Origin of the sequence: Sphingopyxis sp., assembly GCF_016463645.1 — a bacterium.
GTDB lineage: Bacteria > Pseudomonadota > Alphaproteobacteria > Sphingomonadales > Sphingomonadaceae > Sphingopyxis.
In genome coordinates, this window is sequence record NZ_JAEMQX010000011.1 from 1 (window position 1) to 22,522 (window position 22,522).

Genomic DNA, 22,522 nt, shown 5'->3' on the forward strand with positions numbered 1-22,522 from the left:
CCGACCGCGCGACGCTCGCCAATATGGCGCCCGAATATGGCGCGACCTGCGGCTTTTTCGGCGTCGACGACAAGACGCTCGATTACATGCGCCTGACCGGCCGCTCCGAAGAGAATATCGCGCTGGTCGAGGCCTATGCGAAGGCGCAGGGGCTGTGGATCGTCGACGGCGCCGCCGACCCGGTGTTCACCGACACGCTCGAACTCGACCTCGGCAGCGTCGTCCCGTCGCTCGCGGGGCCGAAGCGTCCGCAGGACCGCGTCTCGCTTCCCGAAGTCGACGATGTGTTCAACGCCGACATGGCGAACACCTATAAAAAGGCGCAGACGCGCGTGCCGGTCGAGGGCAAGGATTTCGACATCGGCGACGGCGACGTCACCATCGCCGCGATCACGAGCTGCACCAACACCTCGAACCCCGGCGTGCTCGTTGCCGCGGGGCTGGTCGCGAAGAAGGCCGATGCGCTGGGGCTCAAGCCCAAGCCGTGGGTCAAGACCTCGCTCGCCCCGGGATCACAGGTCGTCACCGACTATCTCGAAAAGGCCGGGTTGCAGAAGCATCTCGACAATATCGGCTTCAACCTCGGGCTATGGCTGCACCACCTGCATCGGCAATTCGGGCCCGCTCGCCGAGCCGATCTCGAAGGCGATCAACGAGAACGGGCTCGTCGCCGCCGCCGTCATCTCGGGCAACCGCAACTTCGAGGGCCGCGTGTCGCCCGACGTGCGCGCGAACTTCCTCGCCTCGCCGCCGCTCGTCGTCGCCTATGCGCTGAAGGGCACGGTGATCGAGGATTTCACCACCACCCCGATCGGGCAGGACCAGTCGGGCAATGATGTGTATCTGAAGGACATCTGGCCGACCAATCAGGAAGTGACCGAGACGGTTCAGGGCGCGGTCGACCGCGACATGTTCGAGGCGCGCTACGCCCATGTCTACAAGGGCGACGAGCATTGGCAGAAGATTTCGGTCGAGGGGTCGGACACCTATCAGTGGCGCGCCGGCTCGACCTATGTCGCGAACCCGCCCTATTTCGAGGGCATGACGATGACCCCGGCGCCGGTCGCCGACATTTTGGGCGCCAAGCCGCTCGCGATCCTCGGCGACAGCATCACGACCGACCACATCAGCCCCGCCGGCAGCATCAAGGCGGACTCGCCGGCCGGAAAATGGCTGATGGAACATCAGGTTAGCAAGGCCGACTTCAACAGCTACGGCGCCCGCCGCGGCCACCACGACGTGATGATGCGCGGCACCTTCGCCAACATCCGCATCAAGAACGAAATGGTCCCCGGCATCGAGGGCGGCATGTCGCGCTATGGCGCCGAAGTCATGCCGATCTACGACGCCGCGATGCGCCACAAGGCTGACGGCACGCCGCTCGTCGTCATCGCCGGCAAGGAATATGGCACCGGCTCGTCGCGCGACTGGGCGGCGAAGGGCACTAATTTGCTCGGCGTCCGCGCCGTGATCGTCGAGAGCTTCGAGCGTATTCACCGCTCGAACCTCGTCGGCATGGGCGTGCTGCCGCTGCAATTCCTCGAAGGACAGAGCCGCGAGACGCTGGGGCTGACCGGCGACGACCAGTTCACGATCACCGGCGTCGCGGACCTCAAGCCGCGCCAGACGGTCACGGTGAACGTCACCCGCGCCGACGGTTCGACCTTCAGCTTCGACACGCTCTGCCGCATCGATACGGCGAACGAGGTCGAATATTATATGAACGGCGGCATCCTGCACTATGTGCTACGCAAGCTTGCGGCCTGACGTCGCCGCCCGCTGATGCTATGAGCGCCCGCCCCCTCGCCGGGGCGGGCGTTTTCGTTTGGAGAAGGGCCGAATGGACGCGGAAACCATCGTCATCGAGGTGATCGGCTGGGCCGCCGCCGCGATCATTCTTGCCGCCTATATCCTGCTGTCGCTCGGCAAACTCGAAGGTCGCAGCTACACCTACCAGTGGATGAACGTCATCGGTGCAGGCGGTTTTATCGTCAATTCGGGATATAATGGCGCGATCCCGTCGGCCGCGCTCAACGTCGTCTGGGCGGCAATGGGGATTTTCACGCTATGGGCCGTCCGGCGCGCGCGACAAGCGGCGCGCGCCACAGTCTCCTAGGGCTTGGCCACGGCGTTCCAGACAGCAACCTTCGCGCGCATATCGCCCAGCATCTTGTTGAGCGCCTGACGATCGCAAACGATGCGACGCGTCACCACCGCACGATCGGGCGTGTCGCAATGATGGTATCGCCCTGCTTCGGTGCAGCGCTGACCACACGGTCTCCAGCAGGGCGGAAGAAAAACGCGAGCAGGGGTTTCATCGCGTGACCTTTGATATCGGTTCTCCCTTAGTCCCGCCGCGGGCGGGATCAAGCGACCCAGACGCCCGCATCCTTGTGCCATTCCTCGATCGATTTTTCGGGATAGAGATCGAAGATTGCATCATCGAATCCGATATCGGGTTCGACCCAACCCGCCTTATATTTCAGCATCAGATGAACCCGCGACGATGGCACCGGCAAATCCGAATCGATCGCGCTCGCGAAAGGATGGACGAGGTCGGGCCAGCTGGGATCGTAGAGCCATAACACCGATCCGCACTTGCGGCAAAAGCGGCGCTCACCGCTCGACAGCTCACAATTCACATGCTCATCGTCCTCGATCCGCGCGCGATAAAGGCCGAGATGCTCCTCGCCATCGACCGTCAGGCTCTTTGCGTCGGCGCCAAGGTTGATTGCATAGCCTCCGCCGCCCTGTTGCTTGCGGCAGATCGAACAATAGCAGAGCTGGTACGGGACCGGCGTATGGCTCGCTACCGAAAAGCGAACTGCGCCGCACCGGCAGGAACCCTCGAGTTTGATCGGCATGGGTCGTCCTTTCGCGCCATGAATGACGGCTGGAACGCGCGATCGAACGGAAAGTTCGTGGTGGGCGCTGACGGGCTCGAACCGCCGACCCTCTCGGTGTAAACGAGATGCTCTACCAACTGAGCTAAGCGCCCCCAAATGTCGCCATAAGCGGGAGTGCGGCCCCTGCCATAAGCCGAGGTCGCTGGCAAGTGATCCCTCGGGGCTCAGAGCCAGCCAATCCGCTTGAAACGCAAATAGAGCATCAAGCAGATGCCGCCCATCGCGCCGACAATCAGCGGATAGCCGAAGGTCCAGCGAAGTTCGGGCATATGGTCGAAATTCATCCCGTAAATGCCGGCGATCGCGGTCGGCACCGCAAGGATTGCCGCCCAGGCGGCAAGCTGACGCGTGATCACACCCTGGCGCTGTTGTTCGAGCATGCCATTGGTCTCGATCACCGAAGCCGCGATATCGCGCAGCCCGGCAAGGCGATATTCGGCGCGCTGCACATGGTCCCATATGTCGCGATAGAAGGGACGTACGGCAACGTCGATGTTGGGCAGATCCTCGTCAGTCGCGAGACGCCCCGCGACTTCCTTCATCATTCCGACCAGACGCTGGAAGCGGATGATCTCGTGCCGCTGCTTGTAGAGATGGCGGATTTCGGCAGCATCGAGCGGCGTGTCCATAACGCTGTCCTCGACCCCCAGCATCCGATCCTCGATCGCGTCGATAACCGGAAAATAGCCGTCGACGATGAAATCGAGCACCGCATAGAGAACATAGTCAGGGCCGTGTGCAAGCTTCGCGGGCAGACTTTCGAGCCGCGCGCGAACATCGGTATGCGTGCGCGCCGACCCGTGCCGGACGCTGACGAAGAAATGCGGGCCGATGAAAAAGGCCGTCTCGCCCGGCTCGATTGTATCGCCGTCGAGATTCGCCGTGCGAGTGACCAGAAACAACTGATCACCATAGGTTTCGACCTTGGGCAACTGGTTCGCCTTCAGCGCGTCCTCGACCGCGAGCGGGTGGAGGCCGAAGCGTTTTGCGATGCCGGCCAGTTCGCCCGGCGTGGGCTCGTAGAGGCCGAGCCAGAAGAAATCGCCGGGATCGCAATCTTCGGGGATCGCCTCGTCCGGACCGAGATCGCGAACGAGTTTGCCATCATGATAAACGCGGGCGGCCATGATCGGCATTTTGCGGAAACTCCCATACGTGCAGCGCCTACATAGTGTGCGCCGCACGGAAGGGAAATCACCTGTCAAGCGGGCTAGATGCCCCGGCTGTCATAAGCCCACTGCAGCAGCGCCTGCCGCTGCTTCGGGCGGCAAAAGGGATCGCCCGGTTCGCAATGCTTTCGAACTTGCGCCGCGTGGCGCCGGAACGCGCGCCATCGTGCGATCTGGCGCCGATCCTCGTCGGGCATCCGCCGCCCCGAATAATAGCGGCAATACCATTGGAACCAGCCGCGCGGATCGTCGGGATGAATCCATCCTTTTTCGACCCATATCCGCAGCGGCACGCTCGCCCTGATACCGAAATAATTGAGCGAGCAATCAGCGCGCTCGGGCGCAAGCTTCGCATTCTCAAACCAGCTTGCCGGGAATTCGGCGATGCAGTCTGTCATATATTTACCGCAGAACACGCCCAGCTTCAGCATCTCGGCGGGCGTAAGCCCGGGTTCGAAATCGGCATCGAAAGCACGCCCCATCGGCGCCGTGCGTCGATAACGATAGCCCTTCTGCATCCGGTCGTTCACGACCACGACTTCGCTCTTCATCGAGCGAGGCTAGCGCGCCTCTTCCCGCCCGGCCATGGCTATTCGTCGAGCGCCTCGAAATAGCGGGCAAGCGAATCCGAGGTCCCCTCGGCGAGTGCGATGAAGATACGGCGCCCGTCGTGCGGATCGTCTTCGCGCAGGAAAAGCCCGGCGTCGGTCATCGTCTTGATCCAGCGCAGCGCAGTCGTCGCCGGGACCGCAGCGGCGATGCACAGGCTCGACACCGATACGGGCTGACGCTCTAGCCGTGCCGCATACAGGTCGAGCAGCATGTCCCAAGCCGGGTCGGCGAACAGGTCGGCGGGGAAATACTGCTCGCGCATCCTTCGCTGGCGCAGCATCCGCCGTACCTGCTTGGCGCGCTGCCGGTCGAGCAGCCGCTCTTCCGGTACGAAGCTGCGCGGCATGGCGGTGTAATCGCGCGACGGAGCGCGGACGTGACCCGGATGATCGGTTGAATCCTCATTCCACGGTGCGAAGCCCGTCGGCGTGCCTGGAAGCCCGCCCCTTTGCCCCGCAAGATCGCCAAGAAGGCGCGAGATGCGCGCGACTTCTTCCTGCAGCCGGTCGATCCGCTCCATCGCGTCGTCGCGCGCGATATCGTGGACCACCCCATACCGGTTACGCCGCGCTGCCGCGAGAGCGACGAGCTTGTCGGCCGGATCGGCATCGACGAGCAATTGGACTTGAAGCGATGCGGGGAGAACGGCCGCAACCCGGTCGAGCGCCAACAGCGACGTTTCGCAAATCAGGTTGCAGCCCCTCTCGTTCAGCGCCGCGCATATTTGGGCCAGCGTTTCGTCTTTCACCGCATCCGCTGCGGACAACCAGACTATGTCGAGCGTGGCCGCCTGCCGGATATGAGCCGCTGCGCCCGATGCGGGGAGTATGCTCGCCAAGCGTATGTCAGGGAGGAAGACCAAGTCTGGCAAATCCGCCTCCTGCCCGACCAGCAGAAGTGACGATGCGAGACTTTCGGGAATATATCCACCGATCGTTTCGGGAGGCCCTGCATCTCCTGCGCCGAAACCGCCGCGCAGCAATGTCGGCGCATCGATTCCGATCTCTATCCCATCGTTCCTCATGATTGCCATCCCCGTTTCTATCGCTCCGCCATGGCGTAACTATGTCGTCATTTCGGGTATTTATCCCCTTGCGACAAGTAAGCGATTCTGCTATACAAAATGCATGAGCAAGACCCCGACCCTTCGCCAGTTTCAGGACCGCTTTCCGACTGAGGAAAGCTGCCTAGATCACTTGATGCGCGTCCGTTGGGGCGAGCGCCACGACTGCGAAAAATGCGGCAAGAACGCAAAGTTCTACCGCGTCGCCAAGCGTCGCAGCTACGCCTGCGAATGGTGCGGTCATCAGGTCTATCCGACTGCCGGCACGCCGTTCGATCGCACGCGCACCAGCCTGCGTGACTGGTTCTTCGTGATGTTTCTCTTCTGCTCGTCGCGCCACGGCGTTGCGGCCAAGGAAGTCGAGCGTCAGATCGGCGTGACCTACAAGACCGCCTGGCGCATGTGCCATGAGATTCGCAAATATATGGCACTGGTCGATGGCGACGGTCCGCTTGGTGGCTTCACGAAGCACGTGGAGGTCGACGAGACTTGGGTTGGCGGTCAAGTCGACCAGTCAGAGGGTCGCATGTCGAACAAGACGATCGTTGTCGGTCTCGCGGAACGCGGCGGCAAGGTGATGACAAAGGTCGTGCCTGACCAGCGTCGCGCAACGCTGCTCCCGATCATCAAAGAGAACGTCAAGCGTCACAGCATCGTCCATACCGACGAAGCGGGTGCCTATCTGACGGTCGGCGGTGAAGGGTTCTACCATATGACGGTGAACCACGGTGCAGGGCAGTATGTCTGCCCGAAAGGCTCGTCGGTGAACCTGATCGAAGGTTTCTGGTCGATGCTAAAGCGTGGCATCAACGGAACGCATATTCACGTCAGCCGTCAGCATCTTTCGAAGTATCTTGGTGAGTTCGAGTTTCGCTGGAACATGCGGAAGACTCCGCATCTGATGCTGGATCGCCTGATGCTTTCTTTCGTGCGCTGACGGGGGCTTCGCCGTGCGCCATGGCGCCTAGCAGAGCGTCGAAGCGGTCGTTGGGGTTAGTTGCTTGCTCGGTCATGAAGGGGTTGTATCCTATTTGCAGGAAACTGTCATAGGAGGCGATATGCATGTCACCATGGATGACTTAGATCATCGACTGCGGAAGCTAGAGAGACTGGTCGAAAAGATTGCCGAGAAGGTAGGCGTCGAATCCGATCCGCCGCGTCCTTATCGCTCCAGGCCGCGGATACGCATTCACCGGTCGAACTAGGAAATTAGCGTGCCATCCATCCGTTAGGACCCAAATCTCGATGGGGAGGACTGGATGGCGACGGCTCCTTCGGCAAGCGCCAATTTTGTTCGACAGCCTGTTTGTCGACCCGTAGCGTCCAGTACTTGTTGGCAAGAATATCATGCGAAACGTGCTGCTCTGCGTCGGTGTGATCAAGGGCATCCGATGCGTCGACCGCAGCATTGTTATTCAGACGATAATCCCGCCAATAGTCGGCTGGAATTTTGGTCCAAACTTCGCTGCAGGTCAGCGGCGCTTTCATGTGCGCGGGGCTGATACCTTGCCGACCCCAAATTTGAACTCGACCGTCTAGCGCCGCTTGGCGAAGTTGAGTGCGGGATTTCGCAAAATGTGTGGCAGCATCGTCGCCAATAACCTGCGCGATGTGTGCTAGGGCCTGCCAAGCGGCATAATCGGGACAGCGATCTGCTTTCACATAACGCGCTAGACCGGGTGGAGTGGCTGATAACGGGTTTATTTGAGAACCACTGTCCAGCCTCGCGAACGCCCGGCTCAACCCTTCGTTGAGTTTATCAATATCATATTTGTAGGGACGTTCAGGCTTTGCGGGTTCGGCCATGATGCCGTTGTTTATCGTCACAGGGCCGTGGATTGGACCGCTAAATGCTGGAGAGTTGGAGCCGCTAGTCGAGGCCGAACCGTCCGTACTGTTATCGGGAGCATCGTCGCGATCCCAAAAAACATAAGCCACAAAAATCACGCATATCGCGAACAAAAGCCACGGCGCATAGATCGGGGGATCTGCTATCATCTTAGCAACCCATCCTGCGTCTTCTGGCAGGTCCTTCGCCGTGGTAAGAGTTGAGTATAGTCCCCACGGTCCAGAGATAAGAATCCCAGTCCCGCCTCCGATGAATTTATTGCGCCGGTTCCCCATCCGCCTCGCATACCAGTAGTTGTGTGAGATGTCATGCTACTTGTCCGAAAGGGATAAACACCTCATTTCGGCGGCATTCACCTTTTGTTCATTCCTGTTTGCTGCCAATCCGGACCCAAGCGCACTACCAGCATGAGATCGGCGTTATGTCGGCCCGAACAGAATGGTCCATTTTGGACATGATTTGTTCTCACCGTCAATATTTTATTGAGGCTTGCGAATCCGGCAGCGCCGCGACAGTCGGGGATCATGGTTCGCGGCTTGCCCTCTCTTGCCCGTTTGCGATGGCGGCGGCGATTTCGTACGCTTGCCGCGCTGGTGCTGCTTGCGATATTCGCCTTTGCCGCATGGATATGGTTGCCCGCGCGGGTCACGACGGTGCCACTTGTCCACATCATCGACGGCGATAGCCTGACGGTGCGGCACGATGATGCGGCGCTGGCGATCCGGCTGACCGGTATCGATGCCGTCGAATATCGGCAGGATTGCGCGCGTGCCGATGCGAGCCGCTGGCCGTGCGGCAGCGAAGCCCGCACCATGCTGGAAAAGCTGGCGGGCGGCGGGCCGCTCCATTGCGAGGTCGCGGCGAAAGATCGCTATGATCGCACCCTCGCCGCGTGCCGTACCCGCCCGTTCCCCGACGGGGTCGACCTGGGCGCAGAGATGGTCCGCTTGGGCGGGGCGATCGCAACCACCGACGCCTATATGGTCGAAGAGACGGAAGCACAGGCGAAGCGGCGCGGCATCTGGCAAGGGGACTTCGTCCGTCCCGCCGAATGGCGCGCGACGCACGAACGGACAAGCGCGGCGCTGGCGCCGCCCGACGGGTAGCGAAAAACGCGCCCGCTATGCCTAGCCGCCGTTTCGGGCTAGGGCGAGCGCATGAATAGCCTGTTTCCTGTCATGATCGGCGGCGCCGTTGGCGCCGGAGCCCGCCATCTGGTGGGGCAGGCGATGCTCGCGCGGCTCGGTCCCGGCTTTCCTTGGTGGACACTATCGATCAATATCGCCGGCAGCCTCTTGATGGGTCTGCTCGTCGGCGCTCTCGCGCGCAGCAGCGACGGAGGCGAAACCACACGTCTTTTCATTGGCGTCGGGGTCCTCGGCGGCTTTACCACTTTCTCTTCTTTCAGCATGGAATTCTGGATGCTCTTCGAACGCGGTCAAAATGCTCAGGCGGTCGTCTATGCACTTGCGTCGGCGACCGGCGCGATTGTCGCCTGCGGCCTCGGCCTGTTCATCATGCGGCAGGTGCCGGCATGAGCGAGCTCAAGGCAAAGCTCGACGGCGCAACGATCTCCGAGGAAGACGACGGCATCCGGCTCGATCGCTGGTTCAAGCGCCATCGCGAAGGCACGCCGCATGCGTTGCTCGCGCGCTGGGCCCGATCAGGCCAGCTGACGCTCGACGGCAAAAAGGCAGATGTCTCGGACCGCATTGCGACCGGGCAGAAACTCGTCATGCCAACCCCGCCTGTCGAGGCCGAAGCGCGACCAGCGCGCAAGGGGCGCCCGCTGACCGACGCCGACATCGAACTCGCGACGGGGATGATGATCCACCGCGACGCAAGCGCGATCGTGCTGAACAAGCTGCCCGGGCTCGCCACCCAAGGAGGCACCAAGACCGAGCAGCATGTCGACGGGCTGCTCGACGCGCTGAAATTCGACGGGCCGGTGCGGCCCAAGCTCGTTCACCGGCTCGACAAGGACACGTCGGGCGCGTTGCTGATCGCGCGCACCCCACGCGCCGCCGCCTATTTCGCCAAGAGCTTTTCGAATCGCAGCGCGAAGAAAACCTATTGGGCGATCATCGTCGGGGTGCCCGACATCGCGCAGGGCGAGATCGACCTGCCGCTCGCCAAGCAGCCGGGGTCGGGCGGCGAGAAGATGCACGTCGACGACATGGGGCTCGCCGCGAAAACCCGCTATCGCGTTATCGAGCGCGCGGGGAACAGCGCGGCGTGGGTCGAACTGCAGCCGCTTACGGGCCGCACGCACCAGCTGCGCGTCCATATGGCGGCGATCGGACATCCGATCGTCGGCGACGGCAAATATGGCGGCAAGGGCGCCTTCCTGACCGGCACGATCAGCCGCAAGATGCATCTGCACAGCCGCCGCCTGCGCATCGACCATCCCGACGGCGAGGCAATCGATATCAGCGCCGAGGTGCCCGAACATTTCGCGGCGAGCCTCGACGCCCTGGGCTTCGACCTGCTGCTGGGCGAGGTCGGAATCGACGACGTCGCCAAGGGTCCACCGCCGAAAGCCGCCGCAAAGGCCGCCGCCAAGGCGCACAGCAAACAGATCCGCAAGGCGCGGCGCGGCGAACGGCGCGGACGCACCGCGACGAGTAAGCCGACAGATCATGTCGGCAAGCCGAAGCCCAAGGCAAAGGCCGGCAAACCCGCGAGCCGTAAGCCCGGCGCGAAAAAACCGCCGCCGCGTCCGGCGCGGCCGCGCTGATGCACCCGAACGCCGCCTTCCGGCCCGCGCAAGATGACCTTGCCGAACTGCTGGTGCGCGAGATCGGCTTTGCGGCGATCTTCGCGGGCACGCCCGACGGGCCGCGCGTCGCGCACACGCCAGTGGTGCTGAGCGAGGACCGCACCGCGCTGCAATTCCACCTCGCGCGCGGCAATGCACTGACGCGTCACCTCGACCGGACAACGGCGCTTGCAGTCGTACAGGGGCCCGACGCCTATGTCAGCGCAAGCTGGTATGCCCAGGCCGACCAGGTTCCCACATGGAATTATGTCGCGATCGAGATGGAGGGCGTCGCACAGAGGCTGGACAACAGCGCGCTCGTCACACTGCTCGATACCCTGTCTGCCCGGCATGAAGCCCGCGCTGGAGCGAACCCGCCATGGACGCGCGCCAAGATGAAGCCGGCCCTGTTTGGCAAGATGACGGGCGCCATCGTCGGTTTCGAAATGCGGATCGCGGCATGGCGCCCGACGATCAAGCTCTCGCAAAACAAGTCGATCGACGAGCGCGAGCGTGTAATCGCGGGGGTCGAGGCGACCGGCCACGGCGCGCTCGCGCAGTTGATGCGCCACCTTGGCGGCGATAGGGGAGGCGCATGACCCGTTCCGACGACACGCTTGCAAAAAGGCGTTTTTTCGCGCTCAGCCTGATGCGCCTGATGGGCGCCGCCTTCGTCGCGATCGGTTTCATCCTGATTGGCGGCGGCTTCTCGCTGGCAGGGCAGCCGACCGACCGCTGGGTCGGCGTCGCCATCGTACTTGTCGGCGCGTTCGATTTCGCGGTGATGCCATTGATCCTCGCGCGCCGTTGGCGTTCGCCCAAAAACCCGTGAAGCGCTTCTGGAAAGAGGTCACCGTCGTCGCCGAGGACGGCGGCTGGGGCATCGCGCTCGACGGGCGGCCGGTGCGCACCCCCCAGCGTGCATCGCTCGCGGTCGCAAGCCCGGCGCTTGCCGAGGCGATCGCCGGTGAATGGCGCGGTGTCGGCGAAACGATCGACCCCGCCGCGATGCCGATGACGGGCCTCGCGAACGCCGCGATCGACCTCGCCGCGCCCGACGTCGCCGCCTTCGCGGTGCCGATCGCTGCCTATGCGGAAAGCGACCTCTTCTGTTACCGCGACGCGCGCGACGCGGCACTCCAGACCGAGCAGGCGGCCGCCTGGAACCCGCTTCTCGCATGGGCCGAGGAACGATACGGCATCGAATTCGCGCTGACGCAAGGCGTCCTTCCGGTCGATCAGCCCGCAGCGACGATCACGGCGCTGCACGACGCGGTGTTCGCGCAGGACGCGTGGGGGATCACGGCATTGACCCCGCCGGTCACGATCGGCGGCTCGCTGGTCGCGGGCCTCGCCCTGCTGGAAAACGCATTCGACGCCGACACCTTGTGGAAGGCCGTCAGCCTCGACGATCTCTATCAGGAACGCCGCTGGGGCGTCGACGGCGAAGCGCAGAAGGCACGCGCCGCGAACAAGCGCGACTGGGACAGGGCGGCGCGGTTTCTGACTCTGCTTTAATCGACGAAATTCGGCTTCCGCTTCTGCATCCCCGCCGTCACCGCCTCCATCTGGTTCGGCGTGCGGATAATCTTCACCTGCTCGTCGCTTTCGGCCTGCAATATTTCGGCATCGCTCGCATGGCCGAGCATATTGCAGAGCCGCTTGGCGCCGCGAATCGCGTGCGGATTCTTGTCGGCGATCACTTCGGCCAGTTCCATCGCCTTCGCCAGCGGATCGTCCGACACATGCGTCGCAAAGCCGAGCAGCTTCGCTTCCGATCCGTTGAATTCGCGGTTGGTGTAGATCAACTCACGTAGCACATCGTCTGCAACCTGCGTGCGCCACAGCGCCATGCCCGCGACGTCGGGGACCAGACCCCAGCGCATTTCCATGATCGCGATGCGCGTATCGGGATGAACGATGCGGATGTCGGCGGCGGCCATGATCTGGCTGCCCGCGCCGAACGCGACGCCGTGCACCGCGGCGATCACGGGTACCGGAATTTCGCGCCAGCCCCACGCAGCATATTGGGCATTGTTCGCGATGCCGCGCGTGCGGTCGGACAGGCTTCCCCCGGCGCTGCTGGTGCCCGGGTCGCGATCGTTGCTGAGGCTGGAGAGGTCGAGCCCGGCGCAGAAGGCGCGGCCTTCGCCCGACAGCACGACGACGCGGAGGCCCGCGGTCGCCTTGAGCCGGTCGACCGCTTCGGCCAGCGCTTCCCACATCGCGGGATCGAGCGCGTTCATCTTGTCGGCGCGGATCAGCCGGACATCGGCGATGCCGCCATCGAGCATGGTGATCGAAATGCGGTCCTTCATGGGAGAGTCCTTTTGAGTGCGGCTTCGACGAGCGGAAGCTGGTCGTTGCCGAAATACATGTCGTCGCCATCGACGAAGATCGTCGGCGAACCATAACCGCCGCGCGCGACGACTTCATCGGTATTCGCGCGCAACCGCGCCTTCATCGCGTCGCTCCCGGCCGCTGCGGCGATCGCAGTGCCGTCCAGTCCCTCGGCATTTGCAACGGCGACGAGCACATCAGGGTCGTCGAGATTTTCCTGCCGATCGAAATAGCTGGCAAAGGCACCCCGCGCGAAACGGACGAGCGCGGCTTGATCTTCCTCGATCACACAGCAGAAGCGCATCGCCGCGATGCTTTTCGCCGGGTGCCACTCGGACGGGAAATTCATCGGCACGGCCGCGAGCCGCGCCCAGTCCTTCAGCACCTTCCAGCTATGCGTCAGCCGCCGGTTGTCCGCCCGCGCGCGCGCCGCATAGACGGCCGGATTCACCGCATTGAATACCCCGCCGACGAGGATCGGCCGATAGATCGCCGTCGTTGCCGTCCGGTCGAGAACGCTCGGCAGATTGTGAAATGCAAGACAGGTCCACGGGCTCGACAGATCGAAGAAAAATTCGACGCGCGCGGTCATCGGGTCAGGCCTCCGCCTTGACCTTCTCCCAATATTGATCGCGCAGCAGGCGCTTGTAGAGCTTGCCGGTGTCGTGACGCGGCAGCGCTTCGAGAAAATCGATGCGGCGCGGGATTTTCACCCCCGACAATTTCTCGCGCGCATAGGCCATCAGTTCCTCGCGGAAGGCCTCGGTCGCATCGGCCATGTCGGCAGGCTGGATCACTGCGATCACCTCCTCGCCCATCTCGTCGTGCGGGCCGCCGACGACCGCTACGTCGGCGACCTTGGGGTGGGTAACGAGGTGATTTTCGATTTCCTGCGGATAGATGTTCACGCCGCCCGAGATGATCATGAAACTCTTGCGGTCGGTGAGATAGAGGAAGCCGTCCTCGTCGACCTTGCCCACGTCGCCCAGCGTCGACCAGCCCTTCGAGTTGCGGCTGGACGCTGTCTTCTCATTATCCCCATGATATTCGAAGACATTCTCGCTCTCGAAGAAAACGGCGCCTTCCTCGTTCGGGCCGAGCTCGGTTTCGCTGTCCTCGCCCATGATGTGCACAGTGCCGAGGATCGGGCGACCGACGCTACCCTTGTGCGTCAGCCAGTCGGGGCTGGAGATGAAGGTCATGCCATTGCCTTCCGACCCCGCATAATATTCGAAAAGGACCGGCCCCCACCAGTTGATCATCGCCTGCTTGACCGGCACCGGGCACGGCGCCGCCGCGTGGATCGCAACCTTCAACGACGAAGTGTCGTAGCGCGCGCGAACCTCGTCGGGCAATTTGAGCATCCGCACGAAATGGGTCGGAACCCACTGACTGCTGTTCACCCGATATTTTTCGATGTGCGACAGCGCGGCTTCAGGGTCGAATTTCTTCATCAGGACGACGGTGCCGCCAAGGCGGTGGATCGTCATCGACCAGCGCAGCGGCGCGGCATGATAGAGTGGTGCCGGGGACAGATAGATGCTGTCGGCGTTGATCTGGAACACCGCCGAGGCGAGCATGACGAGACTGTTCGCCGCGTCGATCGCCGGATCTTCGGGGAGAGGTACGCGCACGCCCTTGGGCCGACCGGTGGTCCCGGATGAATAGAGCATGTCGACCCCGGCGCGCTCGTCGGCAACGGGCGTCGCGGGCATCGCGGCGACGGCATCCTCCCAGCTTTCATAGCCCGGGATATTTCCGCCCATGGCGAAACGCTTGATACGGGTGGTCAGCTCCTGCGCGGCGCCGGCGAGGCTCGCCGAGACGATCAGTATCCGTGCGCCCGAATTTTCGAGGATATAATCGGTTTCGTCCTGCGTCAGCCGCGACGAAATGCAGACGTAACGCAGCCCCGCGCGCTGCGCGCCCCAGGTCAGGCCGTAATAATGCGGCGTGTTGTCGAGCATGAACGCGACGACATCCTCATGCCCGAGCCCGTGCGACCGGAAGAGCTGAGCGGCGCGATTCGATGCCGCGTCGAGTTCGCCATAGCTGATCGGCTCCCCCGTCTCGGCGACGATGATCGCGGGCTTGTCGGGATTGCTACGCGCATGGACTGAGGGGTGCATCGGGCATCATCTCCGGGAATCGTTGCTTTCTTTATGTCGAAGATGAGTAGCAACCTGAAACTTTTGGTCAAGCAAGCTGGCACTCGTGACGGCCGCTCGATCAAGAAGGGGCAAATTGCAGCGCAAAATCGGAAGAAGCCGGGTTTCAGTCGGGGCGCGAGCGTAACTGATACCCCTCCCCTTTCACTGTATGCAGCATCGGCCAGTCGAAGCCGCGATCGACCTTGGCGCGCAGCCGCGACATATGCACCTCGACCCGGTTGGTGCCGGGGTCGAAATCGATGCGCCACACCGCGCGAAGCAGTGCATCGCGCGACAGCGGGCGGTCGGGAACGCGGGCGAGATTCGCGAGCAGGTCAAACTCGCGGAGCGGCAGGCGGATCAGCCGGCCGGCCCGCTCGACGCGCCGGTCAATCAGGTCGATGCGCAGTTCGCCCTCGCCCAGTTGGCCTGCGCCGATGCGGCTGCGGCGGAGCAGGCCCGAGATCCGCGCGAGCAGTTCGGGAAGATTGTTCGTCCATCCGACCGCATCGTCGGCGCCCGCGGACAGTGCCCTCACCCGATCATCGAGTGCGTCGCGGTCGGATACGACCAGCAGCGGCCGCCGTCCGGCGATCGATCTTGCCAGCCGGACGAATTCGAACGGTTCCTGCCAGTCGAGAAACGGATTGACTAGAAGCAGGTCGAAACAGCTATCGACCCATGCGCGCAGCCCGTCGACATGCTGCGGCAGCAGTCGCGCGGCAAGACCGGCCGAACCGATCGCAGCCATCAGCGCATGGGCCCGATCCGGCTGCGGATGATAGACGGCAACGAGCAACTTCCTGTCGCCCCCCTCTTCCATACCCGATGATGCCATTCCCGACCCCGCCGTTGTCGCGACTTAGTATCGCCCCGCCGCCCCACCCGGCATTGCACCGCTTTTCCGCTGTGCTAACCCTTGGACATGACCAGTATCGAAATGCTTGACGGCGACTTCGCCACCCTGCCCGACCTCGTCCGTGCCCACGCCGCGGAACGTCCCGATGCCGTAGCGGCTGCCGATCCGTTTCGGCGGCTGAACTGGTCCGAACTGGATCAATTGACCGACCGAATCGCCGCGCGGCTGCAGGAGGATGGATTCGGCAAAGGCGATCGCAGCGCGATCGCCGGCCTCAACAGCGTCGAGCAGATGGCCGTTATCCTCGGCACACTACGCGCGGGCGGGGTCGCGGGGCTCGTCACCAACAGCGCGACGGGCGAACAAATGGCGGCGATGATCGCCGACACCGGTGCGCGCCACCTGTTCCTAGACAGCGCGGCAAAAGCGAGCCTCGATGGCCATGTCATCACCGCGAGCGACCTGATCGCGATGGACGGCAGCGACGCCGGCACGCCGCTCGACGCCTGGCTGTCGCTCGCGGGGGCGAAACCGGCGCCGGTCGACATCCTGCCGGAGGACGGCTTCAACATCATCTATTCGTCGGGCACGACCGGTACGCCCAAGGGCATCGTCCACAGCCATGCAATGCGCTGGCAGCATATCATCCGCGGCGCGCCCGCCTATGGCCCCGCAGCGATCACGATCCTGTCGACCCCGCTCTATTCGAACACGACGATGGCGAGTTTCATGCCCACCGTCGGGTCAGGCGGACAGGTCGTCTTGATGAAGAAATTCGACGCGCACGGTTTCCTCGAACTCGCGGCGCGCGAGCGTGCGACGAACACGATGCTGGTGCCGGTGCAATACCGCCGGATCATGGCGCTCGAGGATTTCGGCGACTTCGACCTCTCGAACTTCGTGGTCAAATATTGCACTTCGGCGCCCTTCCCCGCCGCGCTGAAAGCCGATGTGCTGCAACGTTGGCCGGGCGGGCTGGTCGAGATCTATGGCATGACCGAGGGCGGCGCGGCGTTCATTCTCGAGGCGCACCAGTTCCCCGACAAGCTCCACACCGTCGGCAAGCCCGCCCCCGGCCATATCGCGAAAGTGATCGACGAGGAGGGCAACGAACTGCCGCAAGGCGAAGTCGGCGAAGTCGTCGGCCGTTCACCCGCGATGATGACGGGATACAACAACCGCCCCGAGGCGACCAAGGCGATGCACTGGTACGATGCGGAGGGAAATCTCTTCTATCGCCACGGCGATATCGGCCGCATCGACGAGGATGGCTTCCTGACACTGATGGACCGCGCGAAGGATATGATCATCTCGGGCGGCTTCAACATCTTCCCCAGCGACCTGGAGGCGATATTAATCGCTGACGAGCGCGTCGTCGAGGCGGCGGTGGTCGGCATGCCGAGCGAGGAATGGGGCGAGACGCCAGTCGCCTTCGCAGTGCTGAAGCCCGGTGCGGATGCGGAGAGCGTGCGCGCCGATTGCAATGCGAAGGTCGGCAAGACCCAGCGGCTGAGCGCCATCAGGCAAGTGGACGAGTTGCCGCGCAGTCCGATCGGCAAGGTGCTGAAACGCGAACTGCGGGATACCTACGCCGCGTAGCCGGCGAACGGACGGATTCCTGCGGTCAGACGCCCAGGTCAATTTGCCGGTTTGGTCTCGTCGATCTTGTCGACCCATTCGGGGAAGAAGCTAGGCTCTCGCGCCGACCAGCCGGGGGCAGTGGCGGCCGCCTCGCTGATCGATTGGAGTAGCACCTTGCGCTTGTCGGGATGCAGGTGCGGCAGGGACGCCGCGGCGCAGAAGGCGCCCGGCAGCCACGGTCGCGCATGCGCGCCGAGCAGCCGTTCATAAAGGAAGCGATAGGGCGCAAAACCGGGCAAACGATCCTGTCCGAGGTCGAACGCCGACACCGCGATCAGCGGCGCCATGAAATGTTCGAGCGCGTCGAGCCCGCTGTCGTCTGGAATATGGGCACGGATTTCGACGAGCCGCTGATAGACACGCGCCTGCACGCGGATCGCGGTTTCCTCGACCATATCGCGCGACCAGCGCGCGATCGCATCGTCGCGTTCGAGCCCGATGTCCAGCGAGCGGCGGATATAGCGCTGCGTCGCTGCGGGAAAGCCCGCAAATTCCTTGATCTCGGAAAGGGACAGATCGCCTGCGGCCGGTCCTGAACGCGTCGCCATGGTCATGCTCCCGCACGGCGCCCGGGGAGCCATCCCCCCGGAGGCCTGCATCAGACAATCTGCCACGACAATCGTTAGTGGCAGGTTAACCATCGTGTCGGCGATCGTTCAGCCACGTGCGGGGCGTTGCGCGATGATGCGACGAAGCCTAATCAACGTGTCTGAAATCATAAGACACGCGAGCTCCACCATGCCCTACGCACCGCAGCCGGTCATTTCCGCAACCGGCCTCTTCACCCCCGCCGAACGTATCTCCAACGACGAACTTGTCGCGAGTTTTAACAAGTATGTTGCGCTGCACAATAGAGAAAATGCCGAGGCCATCGCCGCGGGCGAAATTGCCGAACTGACTGAATCGAGCGTCGAATTCATCGAAAAAGCGAGCGGCATCGGGTCACGCTTCGTCGTCGACAAGGCGGGGATACTCGATCCCCGCCACATGGCGCCGCGCATCGCCGAGCGGAGCAACGATGAGTTGTCGATCCTCGCCGAAATCGGCGTCGCGGCGGCCAATGATGCGCTCTCACGCGCGGGCCGCGACGCGGCCGACGTCGATGCCGTGCTGTGCGCGGCGTCGAACATGCAGCGCCCCTATCCTGCGATGGCGGTCGAGATTCAGGACGCGCTCGGCATCGAAGGTTTCGGGTTCGATATGAATGTCGCCTGCTCGTCGGCGACCTTCGGCATCCAGACCGCTGCCGATTATATCCGCGCGGGCCATGCGAAGAGCGTGCTCGTGGTGAACCCTGAAATCTGTTCAGGTCATTTGAACTGGCGCGATCGCGATAGTCATTTCATCTTCGGCGACGTCGCGACCGCCATCCTCGTCGAGGACAAGAGCATCGCGCCCGCGGGGCATTGGGACATCCTCGGCACCAAGCTGAAAACCCGGTTCAGCAACAACATCCGCAACAATTTCGGCTTTTTGAATCGCGGTCACGGCGGGATCGACCAGTCGGGACCGAAGAGCGACAAGCTTTTCGTCCAGGAAGGCCGCAAGGTGTTCAAGGAGGTCGTGCCGATGGTCGCGAGCATGATCGTCGAGCAAATGGAAATACTGGGGCTCGAAGGGGCCGACATGCGGCGGCTGTGGCTGCACCAGGCGAACACCAACATGAACCGGTTGATCGCGCAAAGGGTGCTGGGCCATGAAGCAAACGAGAACGAGAGTCCAACGGTACTCGACACCTATGGCAACACGTCGAGCGCGGGGTCGATCATCGCCTTCCACCTAAATCATGAGGATATGGCCGCGGGCGATACCGGGCTGATCTGTTCTTTCGGCGCGGGCTATTCGGCGGGAACGGTGTTCGTTCGCAAGACTTGACCGTCGCCCCTGCGAAGGCGGCGTCCTCCGGAGAGCTCCAGACGCCCCCTTCGCGGGAACGACGAGCCCATTTACGGCACGAAAGTCGTGAACAGGTAGATCGCGAACAGCATCAGGTGGATCACGCCCTGCAACACGGTCGTGCGGCCATTCGCCAGCGTCTGCGACGCGACGATCAGCGACAGGAACAGCAGCACTGCCGACTTTGCATCGAGCCCGAGGCTGATCGGCATGTCGGTCATGATCGAAAGGATCGCCACTGCGGGAATGGTCAAGCCAATGGTCGCGAGCGCCGATCCGAGCGCGAGGTTGAGGCTCGTCTGGAGGCGGTCGGCTTTCGCCGCGCGCACCGCCGCGAGCCCTTCCGGTGCAAGAATGAGCGCGGCGATCAGCACGCCGAGAACCGCAGGCGGTGCGCCCCAGTCGGCGAGCAGCGCGCCCATGATCGGCGACAGGTTCTTTGCGAGCAGCACGACGGCGAACAGGCTCGCGAGCAATAGCGCGCCCGAAATCGCCGTACGCCGGACGCTCGGCGGCGCGGCGTGTGTGTCGGGTTCATCATGCGCTTCGCCTTCGGGTAGAAAATAATCGCGATGGCGAACCGTCTGGACGAGCGCGAAGGTCGCATAAAGGATGAGCGACACGGCCGCAACGAAGCCGAGCTGCGTCGCGGAATAGAAGGGCCCTGGCACGCTCGACGTGAAATTGGGCAACACGAGCGTCACGACGGTGAGCACGGTCAGCGTCGCGAGCGCCGCGCCGATACCGGTACGCTGGAAGCGCTGTTCGTGATGGCGGATCGCGCCGCTGAGCAAGCAAAGGCCCATCAGCAGGTTGAGGATCACCATCACCGCCGCGAACACCGTATCGCGCGCGAGCGTCAGCGCCTTTTCGGGTTCGGCCTGCATCAGCGTCAGGATCAGTCCGACCTCGATCACCGTCACCGCGAGCGCGAGGATCAGCGTGCCGAAGGGCTCGCCGACGCGGTGTGCGATAACCTCGGCATGGTGAACCGCCGCGACGACTGCGCCCGCGAGGATGAATGCGACGATCCAGGGGTTGAGCGGCATCGCGAAGCTCGCGAGTGCGGCAAGAAAGCCGAGGATCGGAAATAGGTCGTTGGTGCGGTCGGCGAGGCGGAGTTTCGAGGTCATGGTGGCTCTATTGCAGCCACTTTCCAACCTGACTACCCCTTGGGGCGTAATTAATGTGCGCGGACGGGCAATCCGGCGGCCGCAAGCCGCGCATGGGCTTCGGCGATCGTCGCTTCGCCGAAATGGAAAATGCTGGCGGCGAGCACCGCACTTGCGCCGCCTTCAACGACGCCGGCGACGAGGTGGTCCAGATTGCCGACGCCGCCCGAAGCGATGACGGGCACGCTGACCGCATCAGCGATCGCGCGGATCAGCGCGAGATCGTAGCCGTCCTTGGTGCCGTCGCGATCCATCGAGGTGACGAGCAGTTCGCCCGCGCCAAGCTCGGCAAGGCGGATGGCATGTTCGAGCGCATCGATCCCGGTGGGCTTGCGCCCCCCGTGGGTGAAGATTTCCCAGCACCCGTCCTCGACCCGGCGCGCGTCGATGCTGCCGACCGCGCACTGGCTGCCGAAGCGGTTGGCGATGTCGGCGACGAGTTCGGGCCGCGCGACCGCCGCGCTGTTCACCGCGACCTTGTCGGCGCCGGCGAGCAGCAGCGCGCGCGCATCCGCAGCGCTGCGCACCCCGCCGCCGACGGTGAGCGGCATGAAACATACCTCGGCGGTGCGGGCGACCATATCGAGCAGCGTGCCGCGCCCCTGATGGCTAGCCGAAATGTCGAGGAAGCAAAGCTCGTCGGCCCCCGCAGCGTCATAGGCGCGCGCGGCCTCGACGGGATCACCCGCGTCGCGCAGATCGACGAAATTGACGCCCTTGACGACGCGCCCGTCGGCGACGTCGAGACAGGGGATGACGCGGACGCGGACGGTCACGCCGCCCCCGCCGCGATCGCTTCCGCCAGATCGAGCCGGCCGTCGTACAGCGCGCGCCCGGTAATCACGCCCTCGATCCCGTTCGCGACATGCGGACGCAGCGCATGGATATCGCCGATATCGGCAACCCCGCCGCTCGCGATCACCGGAATGGCGACCGCCTGCGCCAGCGCAACCGTCGCCTCGACATTACAGCCCTTGAGCAGGCCGTCGCGGCCGACGTCGGTGAACAGCAGCGCGGCGACGCCGGCATCCTCGAAACGGCGGGCGAGATCCTCGACGCGGACGTCGGAGACATCGGCCCAGCCCTCGGTCGCGACCATGCCGCCCTTCGCATCGACGCCGACGACGATGCGACCCGGAAGGTCGCGCGCGGAGGACTTCACGAATTCGGGGTCTTTCAGTGCCGCGGTGCCGATGATCACGCGTTCGACCCCGAGCGCGAGCCAGCGATCGAGGCCCGCACGGTCGCGGATGCCGCCACCGACCTGCACCTTGCCCGGAAAGGCAGCGATAATGCTCTCGACCGCCGCACCGTTGACGCTCGCGCCCGCAAAAGCGCCATCAAGGTCGACGACGTGCAGGTGCGATGCGCCGGCCTCGGCAAACAGCCGAGCCTGCGCCGCCGGATCGTCGCCATAGACGGTCGCGCGCGCCATATCGCCCTCGGCGAGCCGCACCACCTGCCCGCCCTTGAGGTCGATTGCGGGAAAGATGGTCAGGGTCGCCACTTCAGGAACCTTTCGAGGGTCGCAAGACCATAGGCCTGGCTTTTTTCGGGGTGGAACTGGACGCCGACGACATTGTCCTTCGCGACCGCAGCGGTGAATGTCGTTCCGTGACTGCTCGTGGCGGCAACATGAGCCGCATCGGCGAAATGATAGCCGTGGAGATAATAGGCCTCGCCCGCCGCGATTACCGGATGCGCGAAGGCCGGAACGACGTCGTTCCAGCCCATGTGCGGGATGCGCAGGCCGGGCGCCGGGTCGAACGCGCGCACCGTACCGCCGATCCAGCCGAGGCCCTTGTGCGCCCCATGCTCCTCGCCCGCATCGGCGAGCAACTGCATGCCGACGCAGACCCCGAGGAAGGGCGCACCCTCGCCGCGCACGCGGCGATCCATGGCGCCCACCAGCCCGTCGATCGCAGAAAGCCCGTTCATGCAGGCTGCGAAGGCTCCGACGCCGGGCAGCACGATCCGGTCGGCCTGAGCGACGACACCGGGATCGGCGGTGACGGTGACATTGTCCGCACCCGCCGCTGCGAGCGCATTATGCACCGAGCGAAGATTGCCCGCGCCATAGTCGATCAGGGCAATGACGCTCATCGGC

25 protein-coding genes, 1 tRNA gene and 1 pseudogene are annotated in these 22,522 nt (G+C 63.7%); 12 read left to right on the forward strand and 15 right to left on the reverse strand.

Features of this window, described 5'->3' with window-relative positions:
* Window positions 1–23: 23 nt before the first annotated feature.
* The 3 genes and pseudogenes from JHC57_RS04585 to JHC57_RS04595 all read left to right on the forward strand — a co-directional run.
* Window positions 24–720: pseudogene (locus tag JHC57_RS04585) on the forward strand (aconitase family protein); the annotation flags it as partial.
* A 456-nt stretch (window positions 721–1,176) separates the two neighbouring features.
* Window positions 1,177–1,767: a hypothetical protein gene (locus tag JHC57_RS04590; protein WP_294028884.1), complete on the forward strand. Its 591-nt coding sequence runs from the start codon at window positions 1,177–1,179 to the stop codon at window positions 1,765–1,767.
* Between the two features lie 73 nt (window positions 1,768–1,840).
* Window positions 1,841–2,116 (forward strand): hypothetical protein, encoded by a 276-nt coding sequence (locus JHC57_RS04595; protein ID WP_294028830.1) that lies wholly within the window; start codon window positions 1,841–1,843, stop codon window positions 2,114–2,116.
* Between the two features lie 250 nt (window positions 2,117–2,366).
* On the opposite strand, the gene JHC57_RS04600 is transcribed toward JHC57_RS04595, so the two are convergent.
* From JHC57_RS04600 to JHC57_RS04620, 5 genes are all read right to left on the reverse strand, one after another.
* Window positions 2,367–2,864 carry a GFA family protein gene (locus tag JHC57_RS04600; RefSeq protein WP_294028831.1) on the reverse strand — a complete coding sequence of 166 codons (498 nt, stop codon included), beginning with the start codon at window positions 2,862–2,864 and terminating at the stop codon, window positions 2,367–2,369.
* 58 nt (window positions 2,865–2,922) lie between these two features.
* Window positions 2,923–2,998 (reverse strand) — tRNA-Val (locus JHC57_RS04605).
* Window positions 2,999–3,070: 72 nt separating this feature from the next.
* Window positions 3,071–4,042 carry a magnesium and cobalt transport protein CorA gene (locus JHC57_RS04610; RefSeq protein WP_294028832.1) on the reverse strand — a complete coding sequence of 324 codons (972 nt, stop codon included), beginning with the start codon at window positions 4,040–4,042 and terminating at the stop codon, window positions 3,071–3,073.
* A gap of 74 nt (window positions 4,043–4,116) precedes the next feature.
* Complete coding sequence (locus tag JHC57_RS04615; protein WP_294028833.1) at window positions 4,117–4,626, reverse strand: hypothetical protein; 510 nt, start codon at window positions 4,624–4,626, stop codon at window positions 4,117–4,119.
* A gap of 38 nt (window positions 4,627–4,664) precedes the next feature.
* Window positions 4,665–5,711, reverse strand: a complete 1,047-nt coding sequence (locus JHC57_RS04620; protein ID WP_294028834.1) for a MarR family transcriptional regulator — start codon at window positions 5,709–5,711, stop codon at window positions 4,665–4,667.
* Between the two features lie 103 nt (window positions 5,712–5,814).
* Here JHC57_RS04620 and JHC57_RS04625 point away from each other — a divergent pair, with 103 nt between their 5' ends.
* A complete protein-coding gene (locus JHC57_RS04625) occupies window positions 5,815–6,687 on the forward strand; it encodes an IS1595 family transposase (RefSeq protein WP_294028835.1) in 873 nt (290 codons plus the stop codon).
* A gap of 272 nt (window positions 6,688–6,959) precedes the next feature.
* Here JHC57_RS04625 and JHC57_RS04630 read toward each other — a convergent pair whose 3' ends face one another.
* A complete protein-coding gene (locus JHC57_RS04630) occupies window positions 6,960–7,748 on the reverse strand; it encodes a hypothetical protein (RefSeq protein WP_294028836.1) in 789 nt (262 codons plus the stop codon).
* Between the two features lie 375 nt (window positions 7,749–8,123).
* On the opposite strand from JHC57_RS04630, the gene JHC57_RS04635 reads away from it, so the two are divergent.
* Genes JHC57_RS04635 through JHC57_RS04660 form a run of 6 tightly spaced genes read left to right on the forward strand, consistent with a single transcriptional unit; the run spans window position 8,124 to window position 11,875 of the window.
* Window positions 8,124–8,705, forward strand: coding sequence for a thermonuclease family protein (locus tag JHC57_RS04635; protein WP_294028837.1), 582 nt, complete (start codon window positions 8,124–8,126; stop codon window positions 8,703–8,705).
* Window positions 8,706–8,756: 51 nt separating this feature from the next.
* Entirely contained in the window at window positions 8,757–9,137 is a 381-nt protein-coding gene (crcB, locus tag JHC57_RS04640) for a fluoride efflux transporter CrcB (protein WP_294028838.1), read from the forward strand.
* Entirely contained in the window at window positions 9,134–10,336 is a 1,203-nt protein-coding gene (locus tag JHC57_RS04645; RefSeq protein WP_294028839.1) for an RluA family pseudouridine synthase, read from the forward strand. Before crcB ends, JHC57_RS04645 begins: the two co-directional genes overlap by 4 nt.
* Entirely contained in the window at window positions 10,336–10,956 is a 621-nt protein-coding gene (locus JHC57_RS04650) for an FMN-binding negative transcriptional regulator (RefSeq protein ID WP_294028840.1), read from the forward strand. Before JHC57_RS04645 ends, JHC57_RS04650 begins: the two co-directional genes overlap by 1 nt.
* Window positions 10,953–11,189 carry a hypothetical protein gene (locus JHC57_RS04655; protein WP_294028841.1) on the forward strand — a complete coding sequence of 79 codons (237 nt, stop codon included), beginning with the start codon at window positions 10,953–10,955 and terminating at the stop codon, window positions 11,187–11,189. The genes JHC57_RS04650 and JHC57_RS04655 overlap by 4 nt, the downstream gene beginning before the upstream one ends.
* Window positions 11,165–11,875, forward strand: coding sequence for an ATP12 family protein (locus tag JHC57_RS04660; RefSeq protein WP_366928526.1), 711 nt, complete (start codon window positions 11,165–11,167; stop codon window positions 11,873–11,875). The genes JHC57_RS04655 and JHC57_RS04660 overlap by 25 nt, the downstream gene beginning before the upstream one ends.
* On the opposite strand, the gene JHC57_RS04665 is transcribed toward JHC57_RS04660, so the two are convergent.
* The 4 genes from JHC57_RS04665 to JHC57_RS04680 form a co-directional block, all read right to left on the reverse strand.
* Entirely contained in the window at window positions 11,872–12,675 is an 804-nt protein-coding gene (locus tag JHC57_RS04665) for a crotonase/enoyl-CoA hydratase family protein (protein WP_294028842.1), read from the reverse strand. The two genes, JHC57_RS04660 and JHC57_RS04665, sit on opposite strands and share 4 nt — an antisense overlap.
* Complete coding sequence (locus tag JHC57_RS04670; protein ID WP_294028843.1) at window positions 12,672–13,289, reverse strand: 2-hydroxychromene-2-carboxylate isomerase; 618 nt, start codon at window positions 13,287–13,289, stop codon at window positions 12,672–12,674. Before JHC57_RS04670 ends, JHC57_RS04665 begins: the two co-directional genes overlap by 4 nt.
* Before the next feature lie 4 nt (window positions 13,290–13,293).
* Window positions 13,294–14,826, reverse strand: coding sequence for an acyl-CoA synthetase (locus tag JHC57_RS04675; protein ID WP_294028844.1), 1,533 nt, complete (start codon window positions 14,824–14,826; stop codon window positions 13,294–13,296).
* A 145-nt stretch (window positions 14,827–14,971) separates the two neighbouring features.
* Window positions 14,972–15,685: a response regulator transcription factor gene (locus JHC57_RS04680; protein ID WP_294028845.1), complete on the reverse strand. Its 714-nt coding sequence runs from the start codon at window positions 15,683–15,685 to the stop codon at window positions 14,972–14,974.
* Window positions 15,686–15,772: 87 nt separating this feature from the next.
* Between JHC57_RS04680 and JHC57_RS04685 the strand changes: the two genes are divergently transcribed.
* Window positions 15,773–17,305, forward strand: a complete 1,533-nt coding sequence (locus tag JHC57_RS04685) for a class I adenylate-forming enzyme family protein (RefSeq protein ID WP_294028846.1) — start codon at window positions 15,773–15,775, stop codon at window positions 17,303–17,305.
* A gap of 38 nt (window positions 17,306–17,343) precedes the next feature.
* Here JHC57_RS04685 and JHC57_RS04690 read toward each other — a convergent pair whose 3' ends face one another.
* A complete protein-coding gene (locus tag JHC57_RS04690) occupies window positions 17,344–17,895 on the reverse strand; it encodes a hypothetical protein (protein ID WP_294028847.1) in 552 nt (183 codons plus the stop codon).
* A 190-nt stretch (window positions 17,896–18,085) separates the two neighbouring features.
* Here JHC57_RS04690 and JHC57_RS04695 point away from each other — a divergent pair, with 190 nt between their 5' ends.
* Window positions 18,086–19,222: a beta-ketoacyl-ACP synthase III gene (locus tag JHC57_RS04695; protein WP_294028848.1), complete on the forward strand. Its 1,137-nt coding sequence runs from the start codon at window positions 18,086–18,088 to the stop codon at window positions 19,220–19,222.
* Between the two features lie 71 nt (window positions 19,223–19,293).
* Here the strand turns inward: JHC57_RS04695 and JHC57_RS04700 are convergent, their stop codons facing one another.
* Genes JHC57_RS04700 through hisH form a run of 4 tightly spaced genes read right to left on the reverse strand, consistent with a single transcriptional unit; the run spans window position 19,294 to window position 22,518 of the window.
* A complete protein-coding gene (locus tag JHC57_RS04700) occupies window positions 19,294–20,376 on the reverse strand; it encodes an ionic transporter y4hA (RefSeq protein ID WP_294028849.1) in 1,083 nt (360 codons plus the stop codon).
* 50 nt (window positions 20,377–20,426) lie between these two features.
* Window positions 20,427–21,191: an imidazole glycerol phosphate synthase subunit HisF gene (hisF, locus tag JHC57_RS04705; protein WP_294028850.1), complete on the reverse strand. Its 765-nt coding sequence runs from the start codon at window positions 21,189–21,191 to the stop codon at window positions 20,427–20,429.
* A complete protein-coding gene (gene hisA, locus JHC57_RS04710) occupies window positions 21,188–21,922 on the reverse strand; it encodes a 1-(5-phosphoribosyl)-5-[(5-phosphoribosylamino)methylideneamino]imidazole-4-carboxamide isomerase (RefSeq protein WP_294028851.1) in 735 nt (244 codons plus the stop codon). The genes hisF and hisA overlap by 4 nt, the downstream gene beginning before the upstream one ends.
* The gene (gene hisH, locus JHC57_RS04715) at window positions 21,910–22,518 is read right to left on the reverse strand and encodes an imidazole glycerol phosphate synthase subunit HisH (RefSeq protein WP_294028852.1); all 609 of its coding nucleotides are present in this window, start codon (window positions 22,516–22,518) and stop codon (window positions 21,910–21,912) included. Before hisH ends, hisA begins: the two co-directional genes overlap by 13 nt.
* Window positions 22,519–22,522 lie beyond the last annotated feature (4 nt).

What these genes read in the sequence shown, in the direction of transcription:
- JHC57_RS04685 (WP_294028846.1), top strand. Translation starts at nt 15,773, where the DNA reads ATGACCAGTATCGAAATGCTTGACGGCGACTTCGCCACCCTGCCCGAC.
- JHC57_RS04675 (WP_294028844.1), bottom strand. Translation starts at nt 14,826, where the DNA reads ATGCACCCCTCAGTCCATGCGCGTAGCAATCCCGACAAGCCCGCGATC.
- JHC57_RS04600 (WP_294028831.1), bottom strand. Translation starts at nt 2,864, where the DNA reads ATGCCGATCAAACTCGAGGGTTCCTGCCGGTGCGGCGCAGTTCGCTTT.
- JHC57_RS04670 (WP_294028843.1), bottom strand. Translation starts at nt 13,289, where the DNA reads ATGACCGCGCGCGTCGAATTTTTCTTCGATCTGTCGAGCCCGTGGACC.
- JHC57_RS04645 (WP_294028839.1), top strand. Translation starts at nt 9,134, where the DNA reads ATGAGCGAGCTCAAGGCAAAGCTCGACGGCGCAACGATCTCCGAGGAA.
- JHC57_RS04690 (WP_294028847.1), bottom strand. Translation starts at nt 17,895, where the DNA reads ATGGCGACGCGTTCAGGACCGGCCGCAGGCGATCTGTCCCTTTCCGAG.
- JHC57_RS04680 (WP_294028845.1), bottom strand. Translation starts at nt 15,685, where the DNA reads ATGGCATCATCGGGTATGGAAGAGGGGGGCGACAGGAAGTTGCTCGTT.
- JHC57_RS04665 (WP_294028842.1), bottom strand. Translation starts at nt 12,675, where the DNA reads ATGAAGGACCGCATTTCGATCACCATGCTCGATGGCGGCATCGCCGAT.
- JHC57_RS04625 (WP_294028835.1), top strand. Translation starts at nt 5,815, where the DNA reads ATGAGCAAGACCCCGACCCTTCGCCAGTTTCAGGACCGCTTTCCGACT.
- JHC57_RS04635 (WP_294028837.1), top strand. Translation starts at nt 8,124, where the DNA reads ATGGTTCGCGGCTTGCCCTCTCTTGCCCGTTTGCGATGGCGGCGGCGA.
- JHC57_RS04695 (WP_294028848.1), top strand. Translation starts at nt 18,086, where the DNA reads ATGCCCTACGCACCGCAGCCGGTCATTTCCGCAACCGGCCTCTTCACC.
- JHC57_RS04610 (WP_294028832.1), bottom strand. Translation starts at nt 4,042, where the DNA reads ATGCCGATCATGGCCGCCCGCGTTTATCATGATGGCAAACTCGTTCGC.
- JHC57_RS04650 (WP_294028840.1), top strand. Translation starts at nt 10,336, where the DNA reads ATGCACCCGAACGCCGCCTTCCGGCCCGCGCAAGATGACCTTGCCGAA.
- hisH (WP_294028852.1), bottom strand. Translation starts at nt 22,518, where the DNA reads ATGAGCGTCATTGCCCTGATCGACTATGGCGCGGGCAATCTTCGCTCG.
- JHC57_RS04620 (WP_294028834.1), bottom strand. Translation starts at nt 5,711, where the DNA reads ATGAGGAACGATGGGATAGAGATCGGAATCGATGCGCCGACATTGCTG.
- JHC57_RS04700 (WP_294028849.1), bottom strand. Translation starts at nt 20,376, where the DNA reads ATGACCTCGAAACTCCGCCTCGCCGACCGCACCAACGACCTATTTCCG.
- JHC57_RS04595 (WP_294028830.1), top strand. Translation starts at nt 1,841, where the DNA reads ATGGACGCGGAAACCATCGTCATCGAGGTGATCGGCTGGGCCGCCGCC.
- JHC57_RS04590 (WP_294028884.1), top strand. Translation starts at nt 1,177, where the DNA reads ATGGAACATCAGGTTAGCAAGGCCGACTTCAACAGCTACGGCGCCCGC.
- JHC57_RS04615 (WP_294028833.1), bottom strand. Translation starts at nt 4,626, where the DNA reads ATGAAGAGCGAAGTCGTGGTCGTGAACGACCGGATGCAGAAGGGCTAT.
- JHC57_RS04630 (WP_294028836.1), bottom strand. Translation starts at nt 7,748, where the DNA reads ATGATAGCAGATCCCCCGATCTATGCGCCGTGGCTTTTGTTCGCGATA.
- JHC57_RS04655 (WP_294028841.1), top strand. Translation starts at nt 10,953, where the DNA reads ATGACCCGTTCCGACGACACGCTTGCAAAAAGGCGTTTTTTCGCGCTC.
- crcB (WP_294028838.1), top strand. Translation starts at nt 8,757, where the DNA reads ATGAATAGCCTGTTTCCTGTCATGATCGGCGGCGCCGTTGGCGCCGGA.